This is a genomic window from Psychrobacter sp. AOP3-A1-26 (assembly GCF_052378235.1).
Lineage (GTDB): Bacteria > Pseudomonadota > Gammaproteobacteria > Pseudomonadales > Moraxellaceae > Psychrobacter.
On sequence record NZ_JBQSXN010000160.1, the window covers coordinates 1 to 2,189 of the forward strand.

Here is a 2,189-nt window from a genome sequence, read left to right on the forward strand (position 1 = left end):
GAGTAGCCTACCACAATACCAGCACGATAATGCTCATGAGGCTTTTACGAGTATTATCACGATTATCCGTGAGCTGCTAAACACCGTTATTGCCAGTAATTTTGTCTCAATTCCACTACAGCAAACCCGACCTTCTTACTATACTGGTGAGCTTAGCGGCGATAAGATCACACGCAGTGCTCAGCTTTATTTGTCAATCAGTTCCTCTATACCTATGCATGAGCTGATTAATTTGGTCCCAAGACGCTTTAAGGTTGCCACGCCTGATGCTGTAGAAAAGCGAGTCTTATCAGCATTGCCCGGATTGCCGATTTCTCATATTACTCAAGTGCCAAGTGCCATACCTGTCAGGCCAGGTTTTAGTTATTTTATGATTGAGCCATCAGGAGAGTTGTATGATGAGATGATGAAATCTGAATCGATTTGTATTTATGTGCCCAATGGTTTTGATGATCTAAAAATTGAACTGATGGCTATTATTTAGCCTAACTTTATCATTTGATAGCTCTATTATTCAGATACACTTTATAAGGCTAAAGCACTATGTCAACAAACCAATTCCCTCCAGCTGTTCCTTCTTTGCTCGACTCCGGTGAGGTTGCGTCTACTGTTTCAACAGATGGTCTAGACAAACGTCTCAGTAGTCAGTCATTAATTGATATAATGTATGACGGGTTTTACTTGGTTTTTTTGCTACGCAATGGCTATTTTAGTAACGAGCCTACAGGTTTTCGTCAAAAGATATATGATTTTTTGAACAAGTTTGAGAGTAGTGCAAGAAAAAAAGGGTTTTTGTCTGAGGATGTCTATGAGGCAAAATATGCATATTGTGCTTTAATTGATGAGACCATCATGACCTCACAAGAGCCTGAGTTTCAGTCCTTAAAAAATGCATGGGAGCTAAACCCTTTACAGTTAGATTTATTTGGTTCGCAAGTAGCAGGTAATGAGTTTTTTGAACGCCTAGATCATCTGAGAGAGCAAGGTGAGAAAAGACTGGCATCATTAGAGGTATATCATTATGCCATGTTGCTTGGCTTTCAAGGTAAGTATCGGTTAGAAGCCCCTGAAAAAATTCGCTATCTCATTTCTAGACTAGGCGATGAGATTGAGCATTTACGTGGTAATAAAAACGAGTTTTCTCCGTTTTGGGCGATTCCTGATCAAATCAAACATACTTTGACAAGTGAGACACCCTTATGGGTGATCGTGGCTGTGTTGGTCACATTGTTGACGGCAATTTTTTCTACAATGTGGTACTTATCCAACCAAACGACAAACAATCAAATAGTAGCCTACAGTCAAGTCATTCAAGAAAACAAAGAACAGGCACATATTTCAATATTTTTGCCATAACCTATATAGCGAAAGCCAGATCGTTTGGCCGTTTTGAGGCAATGTGATGATATGTTGTCGCTTGACAGATAACGTCTTGCTTTTGCAATATTTGCTGACCGCAAAAAACAATCCAAGATTAAAAACACCCGTCAAGACTTAATCCATAAATTTACCAATAAATTAGTCAAAGCCAACAGCCTAATCGTTGTTGGAAAGATTAAATCAACATCATTCACTTCATCCAAACTGGCCAAATCCGTCTATGATGCTGGTTGGTTTGAGATTAAGCGGCAACTGGATTATAAATGCGCGAACGCAGGTTGCCACTATATCGAAGTCAATGAAGCGTACAGCACCCAAACCTGATCAAATTGCGGCTCCCGCCAAGACAGTCCGAAAGGTAGAGAAGGTCTTGGTATAAGAGAGTGGTTTTGTCGTTCTTGTAAAACGACCCATAATAGAGATGTTAATGGAGCAAAAAACATTCTCGCGGTCGGGCTTGGCCGTCTTTAGTAGGAATCCCCTCCGTTTAGGGAGGGGAGGAAGTCAAGGTGCTCTGCATGTTTGAACACCGTCATAAAACTTATAAAGGATAAATTATGCATATCACGGCAAATTTCGATGCAGGTAATATCGATATTATCAATACACAAAATAAAGACGACATTCAATTGGCGATTCGACCAGACGAGGGGGGCGAATTTTTTCAGTGGTTTAATTTTCGCCTAACAGGTCAGGCAGGTGAGCAGTACACTTTAAATATCGTCAACGCAGGGGAGGCCTCATACGTTGCAGGGTGGGAGAACTACCAAGCAGTTGCTTCGTATGATAGGGAGTATTGGTTCCGTCTG

General features: G+C 40.8%; 3 protein-coding genes and 1 pseudogene. All 4 read left to right on the forward strand.

Features of this window, described 5'->3' with window-relative positions; all coding sequences use genetic code 11:
* Positions 1–484 (forward strand): type VI secretion system baseplate subunit TssK (gene tssK / locus ACT3TU_RS14000; RefSeq protein ID WP_444784514.1); only part of this gene is annotated, 484 nt, incomplete at its 5' end.
* 59 nt (positions 485–543) lie between these two features.
* Positions 544–1,356, forward strand: coding sequence for a type IVB secretion system protein IcmH/DotU (gene icmH, locus ACT3TU_RS14005; RefSeq protein ID WP_192528933.1), 813 nt, complete (start codon positions 544–546; stop codon positions 1,354–1,356).
* A 72-nt stretch (positions 1,357–1,428) separates the two neighbouring features.
* Positions 1,429–1,871, forward strand: a pseudogene (locus tag ACT3TU_RS14010) (RNA-guided endonuclease InsQ/TnpB family protein); the annotation flags it as partial.
* A 66-nt stretch (positions 1,872–1,937) separates the two neighbouring features.
* Positions 1,938–2,189: M14-type cytosolic carboxypeptidase (locus tag ACT3TU_RS14015; protein ID WP_444784515.1), on the forward strand; the 252-nt coding region annotated here is incomplete at its 3' end.

Bases quoted from the DNA above. Each gene is read 5' to 3' on its own strand.
- icmH (WP_192528933.1), top strand. From the start codon at position 544: ATGTCAACAAACCAATTCCCTCCAGCTGTTCCTTCTTTGCTCGACTCC.